Below are 8408 nucleotides of genomic sequence, written 5' to 3' on the forward strand. Positions count from 1 at the left end.
GGCTGGTGGTCGCCTGCGCCACCAGGGTGGCGCTATGCAGTGCGTTGGACATCTCAGTTCCTCATTACGAAATCGAACGGAATTTTGGCTTTGGCGGGATAGGCCACGCCGTTACGGGTATAGGGCTTGAACTTGGCCTTGCGGGCGGCGGTCAGCGCCGATTCGTCCAGTCTCGAGAAACCCGATGACGTGTCGATCGATGCGCGGTCCACCAGGCCCTGCGTATTGATTTCCACCAGCACCAGCACCCGTCCCTCTTCCCGCATGCGGCGCGAGGCCTGCGGGTAAACGGGCATGGGGCGCGCGCCCTGGAACTCAATGCTCGACACCAGGATAGGCTGGTCCGGCGGAGGCCCCTGCTGCGGGCTCTGCGAGGCCTTCGCGCCATCCGTCGCGCCGGCGGGCGGCGTCTGCGGAGGCGGCGTGTCCGGCTTGGGCTCGGGTTTGACTTCCTGCTTCGGCTGGGGCTTGGGTTTAGGCTTCGGTTTGGGCTTGGGCTTGGGCGCGGGCACCGGCGGCTTCTCGACCACCGGTTCGGGTTCCGGTTCCGGTTCCGGCTTCAATTCGGGTTCGGGCTCCGGTTCGGGCTCCGGCTCGATTTCGGGCTGCGGCTCGGGCGGCGGTTCGACGACCGGCTGCGGCACTTCCGGCGTGGGCTCGGCCTTCGCAATCTGCGGGACGGGCGCATCCACCAGACTGACCATGACGGCTTCGGGCTCCTCCAGTTCAGGAGGATTCGCGGGAGCCATGAAAATGGCGCCGATTACTGCCGCGTGAAGCGCGACAACCGCCAGGCCAGCGCCTGCACGTATACCAAACGAAGACGGCGAAGATGAATTCCAACCGCGTTGAAAACTAGGCATGAATCAGCCAGGGTGCATTGACTTATCCGGCCAGCCAGGGAAACGGCGCACACAAAAAAGCAGCGCCGGCTGGCCGGTACAAGCCGAATATAATATCTTAAATGCGAATGATTCGCACGTTCTATTTCGTCTGGGCTAGCGTAGCACCCTTGATGCACATCACATCCGGCTGCATAAAACGTTTACGAAAAAGCGCGCTTCTAAGCCGGGCTTCTAAGCCGAGCCTCTACGCCCCGACTCTCCGGCACGCGGCCATGAGGCCATGAGGCCATGAGGCCAAGGGCCACGGCGGATCGCCAACGAGCCCGGAAAAACAAAAAACCCGCCACGGTGACGTGTGCGGGTTTTGTGTGCGGCGTGGTGCGAACCCCTAGGGATCCGAACCGCCTGCGTGGGCTTTTGGTGGGTGCTACAGGGGTCGAACCTGTGACCTACGCCTTGTAAGGGCGCCGCTCTACCAACTGAGCTAAGCACCCGATCTTGACGACTTGCCGCAGCATCGCAACGGCCGTCAACGTGACGATTCTTGCGAAGCAACTGCCAACTCGGGGTACTCAAAAGCAATACGCGGGCCGGAGTATACCGGACCGCGCAATGGTCGGCAAATCGCGGGGGCCAACGCCCGGCGACCGCCATGCCGCCTTTAGTTGACGGCGTCCTTCAGGGCCTTGCCCGGACGGAACTTCGGCACCTTGGCCTTCTTGATCTTGATGGTTTCACCGGTGCGCGGGTTGCGGCCGGTGCGAGCAGCGCGAGCCGACACGGCAAACGTGCCAAAGCCAACCAGCGTGACCGTACCGCCCTTCTTCAGGGTGGTCTTGACGGCACCGATCAAGGCGTCGAGCGAACGACCGGCGGCAGCCTTGGAGATATCGGCCTTGCTGGCGATGTGATCGATGAGTTCGGTTTTGTTCATTCAGGTGTACCCCTCACAAGGTATGGAGTCTGGCGAGGCCGTGCGGTTCATGGCTGTCATGATGGGACGCCACTAACCAACGCATGGCCCGACAAACGACGAACAGACAGTGGATAAACTTTTTTCTTGCGCTGCAAAGCACAACTTTTAAACTGCTGCGCCGCTTAAGATTTGAGGGCTTTGATGCCTTCAAACCGTCAGCGACGCAGACATGTATTAGGCCTTGGCGTGGCGCGGCTGTCAAGCAAAAACCTCACTACAACCCGCGCCAATACTAGCTTTTAGCTGGTTTCGCAATATACAAAAACGCGCATTTTGTGTTTGCGCGACACCGTCCGGGCATCACTTCAAGCTTGAATCAAACATCGACCCAACGACGCAGCAAATTGTGATAAATGCCCGTCAACTGAACAATGGAAGGATGCCCCGCGGTGTCTTGATTCAGACGCTGTATGGCCACGTCCATGTCCAGCAGCAACGCGCGCTGGCTGTCTTCGCGCACCAGGCTCTGCATCCAGAAGAACGAACTCACTCGCGCACCGCGCGTGACGGGATTCACCTTGTGCAGGCTCGTGCCGGGGTACAGCACCATGTGCCCTGCCGGCAACTTCACCGCCCGCGGCCCGTAGGTGTCATCAATGACAAGTTCGCCGCCGTCATAGGTATCGGGCTCGGAGAAGAACAGCGTGGCGGACAGGTCGGTGCGCACGCGCTCGGACGTGCCTGAGATGCCGCGCACCGCGTTGTCGACGTGATAGCCGAAAGCCTCGCCGCCTTCGTAGCGGTTGAATAGCGGCGGGAATATCTTGCGCGGTAACGCGGCCGACATGAAGAGGTTGTTCGCGGCCAGGCGCTGCAAGATCAGGCTGCCAAGCTCTTCTGCAAGCGGATGCTGCTCGGGCAACTGGCGGTTACGCTTGACCTCGGCTGACTGGTAGCCGGCGGTGACTTTGCCATCCACCCAGTCGGCAGCATCCAGCTTGCGCCGAATGTCCGCCGCCTCGTCGGGCGTGAAAACCTCTGCGATCTGTATAAGCATGTGAGTCGTCCCGATCGCAAAGCCGGCGCGCCCTCGCGCCCGGCTTGCGCGTGCCGCATTATCCCTTCAGGCAACCGGTCAGCGCCTGATCGAAATCAAACAGCAGATCGGCCTCGTCTTCGATGCCGACCGACACCCGAATGAGGCTGTCCGCAATGCCCATTTGCTTGCGGCGCTCGGCGCCCATCTCGTAATAGATGGTGTGCGCGGCAGGCAGCGCCAGGCTGCGCGTATCGCCAAGGTGGGTCGCCATCAGCACGATCCGCAGGCGGTTCAGGAAATCAAAGCAATCCACGCCGTCGGCCAGCTCGACCCCCAGCAACCCACCGAATCGCGCGCCGAACAGCGCCGATGCGCGGGCATGTTGCGGGTGGCCCGCCAGGCCCGGATAGTGCACCTTGGCCACGCCAGGATGCGATTCCAGGAAACGCGCCAGCGCCAGCGCGTTGGCGCAGTGCTTGGCCATGCGCAGCGCCAGCGTCTCGGCGCCCACGGCAATGCGGTGGGCAGGCTCGGCGGCCAGCGTGCCGCCCATGTCGCGCAAACCCTTCTTCTTGATCTGGGTGAGGCCCCAGCCGGTGGACGGGCCTTTGCGATAGGCCTCATAGATGTTGGTGTAGCCAGACCAGTCGTACAGGCCCGTGTCGGTCACCGCGCCACCCAGCGCGTTGCCATGCCCGCCGATGTACTTGGACAGCGAATTCATCACCAGCGACGCCCCGACTGCCGACGGACGGAACATCCACGGCGAGGTCAGCGTATTGTCCACGACGTAGACAAGGTTCTTCTCGCGGCAGATCTCGCCGATCACGGCCAGGTCGGCGACCTGCGTGCCCGGGTTGGCGATCGTCTCGGTGAAGACCATGCGCGTATTGGGCTGGATCGCGGCGCGCACCTGCGCCGCGTCGGTCGCATCGACGAAGGTGATCTCCACCCCCAGTTCCAGCAGCGTGCCCAGCAGGCTGTTGGTATTGCCAAACACGAACTGGCTGGACACCAGATGATCGCCCCGGCGCAGCAACGTCGTGAAAATGGCGGACAGCGCCGCCATTCCCGTGGAAAAGCTGACCGTGCCTTTGCCGCCTTCCATGTGGTTGACCTTCGCTTCCAGCGCGGTGGTCGTCGGCGTGCCCTGGCGCGCATACGTGAAGCCCGCCTTGCCCTGGAACACCGCGGCCAGCTCGCGAGCATCGTCGTAGGCGAATTCCGACGACGGATGCATCGGCTTGTGCACCGCTCCGTGCTCGACGGATTGTTGGCGGTCGGAATGGAGGATCGTGGTGGTGAAGCCGTTCTGGTGCATGGTGAGCTGAGGCGTAAAGGAAGAGCTACGAAAAGGTCGGGTCGGGCGGGATCAGGATTGGCGCTGGCGCACGGTCTCGTACAGGCAGACGGCGCTGGCCACACTGACGTTCAGGCTTTCCACCGAACCCAGCATGGGGATATTGACGAGTTGGTCGCAGGTCTCACGCGTAAGGCGGCGCATGCCTTCGCCTTCCGCCCCCATGACCCACGCCATCGGCTGGCGCGCATCGATCTTGTGCATGCTGTCGGTCGCCTGGTCGTCGGTGCCGACAAGCCAGACGCCGCGGTCCTTCAGGCCGCGCATCGTGCGCGCCAGATTGGTGACCATCACATACGGCACGGTATCGGCCGCGCCGCAGGCCACCCGCTGCACCGTGGCGTTCAAGCCCACGGCGCGGTCGCGCGGCGCGATCACGGCGTGCACGCCGGCGGCGTCCGCCGTTCGCAGGCAGGCGCCCAGGTTGTGGGGATCGGTCACGCCATCCAGGATGAGCAGCAGCGGCGGACCCTCGATCACGTCAAGCACCTCGTCCACATCCACCGCCAACTGGCGTTCGTCGGCCAGGGCCACGACGCCTTGATGGCGGGTGCCGCGCGACAGACCATCCAGCCGCTCGGCAGGCACCGGATGCAGGCGGCAACCCGCCTTCTCGGCCTGCTCGATGAGCGTCTGCATCCGCTTGTCGCGACGCGACGCCTCTACATAGATTTCCTTGATCGACTCGGGCGCGTGGCGCAGCCGCGCGACAACCGCGTGAAACCCGGCCAGAACTTGGGTCGACGCCATAAATGCAATACCTTTAGATAAACGAATACCCGCCCCAAAGGGGGCGGGCCACCGGAGCAAGCCGGCCATCAACGCAATGTTACCCCTTATGGCCCGGCCGCCCTAAGACGCGCCAGCCCTAAAGAGGACCCATCAGCCGGGTCAATGCCGCTTGTGCGTCACTTTCTTGGCTGGCGCGGCGTGCTTGGACGCCCTGGGCGGCTTACCCGCCTTTTTGGCGTCGGCGCGCCGCTCCTTGGCGGTCTGTCCCTTTAGTGCGGCGGGCTTGGGCGCCGCCGCCTTCTTTACACGGCGCATCGGCTCTTCCGGCCCGCGTGCCGCAGCCTTGCGCAGCGCGTCGAAGCTGGTGCCCTGCACCAGGCGGAATTCGATACGGCGCGCTTCGAGGTCAACGCGCGCCACCTGCACCTGCACCTTGTCGGTCAGGCGATACCGCATGCCCGTGCGCTCGCCGCGCAATTCATGCAGGGCATCGTTGAACTGGAAGTACTCGCCGCCCAGCTCGGAGACGTGCACCAGCCCTTCGACGTGCAACGTGTCCAGCGTGACGAAAATGCCGAAGCTGGCCACGCCGGTGACGGTGCCGCTGAAGTCTTCGCCCACGCGCTCCTTGACGAACCAGCACTTGAGCCAGGCTTCGACATCGCGCGATGCTTCGTCGGCGCGGCGTTCGCTGGCCGACAGCACCAGGCCCATCTTTTCCCAGATGGCGTGCTCGTGCTCTTTCTGCGTGCGACCAATGACCACCGCGTGGTCGTCCAGGCTGGGCACATAGCGCTGCCCGGCCAGCAAGGCCTTGATCACCCGATGCGTCAGCAGGTCGGGATAACGCCGGATGGGCGACGTGAAGTGGCTATATCCGGGATACGACAGGCCGAAGTGGCCCATGTTGTCGGGGCTATAGACGGCCTGCTGCATGGACCGCAGGCACATGGTCTGCAGCAGTTGGTAATCGGGACGACCGCGCACGGTATCCAGGAAATCGCCGTAGTCCTTGGCGGTGGGCGTTTCGCCGCCACCCAGCGACAACCCCATGGTGCGCAGGAATTCGCGCAACGATTGCAGACGCTCGGGCGTGGGGCCTTCGTGGATGCGGTACAGGCCAGGATGCTTGCTGCGCGTCATGAAGTCGGCCGCGCACGTGTTCGCGGCCAGCATGCATTCTTCGATCAGTTTGTGGGCATCGTTGCGCACCGAGGGCACGATCTGTTCGATGCGACCCAGCTCGTTGCAGACGATCTTGGTTTCGACCGTATCGAAATCGATGGCGCCGCGCTTCTTACGGCCCTGCACCAGCAACTGGAAAAGCTCATATAGATGCTGGACTTGCGGCATGACGGCGCGCATGGCCGCGGCGGCCGGGCCGCCCGGCTGCTGCAATGCCGCCCAGATGTTCGTATACGTGGTGCGGGCATGCGAGTGCATCACCGCGTTATAGAACTGGTAGGCCGTGACCGTGCCAGCCTTGGCGCCGGTAGCGGGAATCACCATATCGCAGACCAGCACCAGGCGGTCCACGTCGGGGTTCAGCGAACACAAGCCATTGGACAGCGTCTCGGGCAGCATCGGAATGACGCGGCGCGGGAAGTAGACACTGGTGCCGCGCTCGATCGCGTCGTCATCCAGCGCGTCGCCCGGGCGCACATAGTGGCTGACATCAGCGATGGCCACCAGCAGGCGCCAGCCCGGCCGCTTGCGCTGGCCCGTGCCCAGTTCGACGGGCTCGCAATAGACGGCGTCGTCGAAGTCGCGCGCATCTTCGCCGTCGATCGTGATCAACGGCACGTCGCGCAAGTCCACGCGGTCTTTCAAGTCGCTCTTGCGCACCACGTCCGGCAGGCGCGCGGCCTGCTTGCGGGCCGCTTCCGAGAACTCGACGGGCACGTCGAACTTGCGCACCGCGATCTCGATTTCCATGCCGGGATCGTCGATTTCGCCCAGCACCTCGGCCACGCGGCCCAGCGGCTGTGTATGACGGGTGGGCTGCTCCATGATCTCGACCGCCACCACCTGCCCGTGCTGGGCGCCATTGGTGTCACTGGGCGGAATCAGGATGTCGTGCTTGATACGCTGGTCTTCGGGCACGACGATGGACAGGCCATGTTCGTGCAGGAAGCGGCCCACCAGTTTGTTGGTGCGGCGCTCGATGACCTCGACGATGGTGCCTTCCGGCTTGCCGCGGTATTCGCCCGACGGCTTGACCAGCACGCGGTCGCCATGCAGCACCTTGAGCATTTCGCGCGGCGACAGGAACAGGTCCGGGCCGCCGTCATCACGCAACAGAAAGCCGAAACCGTCGCGGTGGCCCAGCACCTTGCCGGCGACAAAGTCCAATTTGGTGGCCAGCAGCAACACGCCCTTGCGGTTGGGCATCAATTGCCCGTCGCGTTCCATGGCGCCCAAACGGCGCTCGAACCCGACCATCGTCGCGGCACGCTCGACGCCCATGCGTTCTGCCAATTCCACCGGAGACAACGGCGAGCCCGCGGCTCGGAGCGCGGTCAAAATGGCTTCACGGGACGGGACATCGGGATCGAAGTCCGGCGGCGCTTCGGGCAAGGGTGTTGATCTGTTGTTTTTCGATTCGTTATTCGATCGTTTTGCCAAAGCTGAAATTTCCGTATATAATGCGCAGCTTCTGTGGTTCGCCCAAGGCTGAACACTGAAGCAGAAATGGTCAGAGGGGTCGAAAGACCCATTGTAAAACCAACTGCGCTCGGGACGCATGTTTTAGTTAAGTCAGTACGCTGGAAACAACGTATGGCCCTTAATAAAACAAAGCAACTAGAGCGGCAGCGTATCACATAGTTCTGACATTATCTTTCAGTGCCCAGGTGGCGGAATTGGTAGACGCGCACGGTTCAGGTCCGTGTGCCGCAAGGTGTGGAGGTTCGAGTCCTCTCCTGGGCACCACGGAATTTAAATCGGATCCGCTTTCGAGCGGGCCTGATAAGCAAAGTAGCTGATAAGCAAAGCAGTAAAGACAGTGAAAGATGTGAAGTACGAAAGTGCTTCCCAGTGCCCAGGTGGCGGAATTGGTAGACGCGCACGGTTCAGGTCCGTGTGCCGCAAGGTGTGGAGGTTCGAGTCCTCTCCTGGGCACCACGGAATTTAAATCGGATCCGCTTTCGAGCGGGCCTGATAAGCAAAGTAGCTGATAAGCAAAGCAGTAAAGACAGTGAAAGATGTGAAGTACGAAAGTGCTTCCCAGTGCCCAGGTGGCGGAATTGGTAGACGCGCACGGTTCAGGTCCGTGTGCCGCAAGGTGTGGAGGTTCGAGTCCTCTCCTGGGCACCACGGAATTTAAATCGGATCCGCTTTCGAGCGGGCCTGATAAGCAAAGTAGCTGATAAGCAAAGCAGTAAAGACAGTGAAAGATGTGAAGTACGAAAGTGCTTCCCAGTGCCCAGGTGGCGGAATTGGTAGACGCGCACGGTTCAGGTCCGTGTGCCGCAAGGTGTGGAGGTTCGAGTCCTCTCCTGGGCACCACCCGCATAT

Annotated in this window: 6 protein-coding genes and 5 tRNA genes; 4 read left to right on the forward strand and 7 right to left on the reverse strand. The window is 62.4% G+C overall.

Features of this window, described 5'->3' with window-relative positions; genetic code table 11:
• Positions 1–53: 53 nt before the first annotated feature.
• The 7 genes from ACE039_RS13305 to rnr form a co-directional block, all read right to left on the reverse strand.
• On the reverse strand, positions 54–863 hold the full coding sequence (locus ACE039_RS13305) for an energy transducer TonB (protein WP_105558487.1): 810 nt from the start codon (positions 861–863) through the stop codon (positions 54–56).
• A 400-nt stretch (positions 864–1263) separates the two neighbouring features.
• Positions 1264–1339: transfer RNA gene (locus tag ACE039_RS13310), tRNA-Val, on the reverse strand.
• A 167-nt stretch (positions 1340–1506) separates the two neighbouring features.
• Positions 1507–1779: an HU family DNA-binding protein gene (locus tag ACE039_RS13315; protein WP_003812968.1), complete on the reverse strand. Its 273-nt coding sequence runs from the start codon at positions 1777–1779 to the stop codon at positions 1507–1509.
• Between the two features lie 358 nt (positions 1780–2137).
• On the reverse strand, positions 2138–2818 hold the full coding sequence (locus ACE039_RS13320; RefSeq protein WP_448709967.1) for a Fe2+-dependent dioxygenase: 681 nt from the start codon (positions 2816–2818) through the stop codon (positions 2138–2140).
• Positions 2819–2876: 58 nt separating this feature from the next.
• Complete coding sequence (locus ACE039_RS13325; protein WP_448709966.1) at positions 2877–4121, reverse strand: cystathionine gamma-synthase family protein; 1245 nt, start codon at positions 4119–4121, stop codon at positions 2877–2879.
• Positions 4122–4172: 51 nt separating this feature from the next.
• Positions 4173–4910 carry a 23S rRNA (guanosine(2251)-2'-O)-methyltransferase RlmB gene (rlmB, locus tag ACE039_RS13330; protein WP_105558484.1) on the reverse strand — a complete coding sequence of 246 codons (738 nt, stop codon included), beginning with the start codon at positions 4908–4910 and terminating at the stop codon, positions 4173–4175.
• A 141-nt stretch (positions 4911–5051) separates the two neighbouring features.
• Positions 5052–7517, reverse strand: coding sequence for a ribonuclease R (gene rnr / locus ACE039_RS13335; protein WP_448709823.1), 2466 nt, complete (start codon positions 7515–7517; stop codon positions 5052–5054).
• Between the two features lie 221 nt (positions 7518–7738).
• Between rnr and ACE039_RS13340 the strand changes: the two genes are divergently transcribed.
• The 4 genes from ACE039_RS13340 to ACE039_RS13355 all read left to right on the forward strand — a co-directional run bounded on the left by ACE039_RS13340 (position 7739) and on the right by ACE039_RS13355 (position 8399).
• A tRNA-Leu gene (locus ACE039_RS13340) sits at positions 7739–7823 on the forward strand.
• 107 nt (positions 7824–7930) lie between these two features.
• Positions 7931–8015 (forward strand) — tRNA-Leu (locus tag ACE039_RS13345).
• A 107-nt stretch (positions 8016–8122) separates the two neighbouring features.
• Positions 8123–8207 (forward strand) — tRNA-Leu (locus ACE039_RS13350).
• A 107-nt stretch (positions 8208–8314) separates the two neighbouring features.
• Positions 8315–8399, forward strand: a tRNA-Leu gene (locus tag ACE039_RS13355).
• Positions 8400–8408: the final 9 nt, after the last annotated feature.

Source organism: Achromobacter maghribensis (genome assembly GCF_057334215.1).

Coding starts and splice junctions, on each gene's coding strand:
- rlmB (WP_105558484.1), bottom strand. CDS start 4,910: ATGGCGTCGACCCAAGTTCTGGCCGGGTTTCACGCGGTTGTCGCGCGG.
- ACE039_RS13325 (WP_448709966.1), bottom strand. CDS start 4,121: ATGCACCAGAACGGCTTCACCACCACGATCCTCCATTCCGACCGCCAA.
- ACE039_RS13315 (WP_003812968.1), bottom strand. CDS start 1,779: ATGAACAAAACCGAACTCATCGATCACATCGCCAGCAAGGCCGATATC.
- ACE039_RS13320 (WP_448709967.1), bottom strand. CDS start 2,818: ATGCTTATACAGATCGCAGAGGTTTTCACGCCCGACGAGGCGGCGGAC.
- ACE039_RS13305 (WP_105558487.1), bottom strand. CDS start 863: ATGCCTAGTTTTCAACGCGGTTGGAATTCATCTTCGCCGTCTTCGTTT.